1 protein-coding gene is annotated in these 221 nt (G+C 29.4%); it reads right to left on the bottom strand.

All coding sequences use genetic code 11. From position 1 onward, the window contains the following. Positions 1-221 (bottom strand): stage II sporulation protein P (locus tag KI369_RS28525; protein ID WP_212959003.1); only part of this gene is annotated, 221 nt, incomplete at both ends.

Raw genomic sequence — 221 nt, 5'->3', positions numbered from 1 at the left:
GCTTTTACGATCTTTAATAAAAATTCCTCGGCTTAAACCGTAATACTTCTCGTCTAAATATGAATTGATTGCCGTTACTATTTTTTTATTTTGTTCAAAGTTAGGATTTTCTCGTCCTAAAATAAAATAGAGCCTCGCATAATTCTTTCCGTTAATATTTTTGGTTGTAATATTTTTTCGTGCATCATCTCTATGAAGGTCCATTGGAAACATAATATTTT

The organism is Bacillus sanguinis, from assembly GCF_018332475.1.
GTDB classification, from domain to species: domain Bacteria; phylum Bacillota; class Bacilli; order Bacillales; family Bacillaceae_G; genus Bacillus_A; species Bacillus_A sanguinis.
This window is presented reverse-complemented; position numbering and strand designations above follow the sequence as displayed.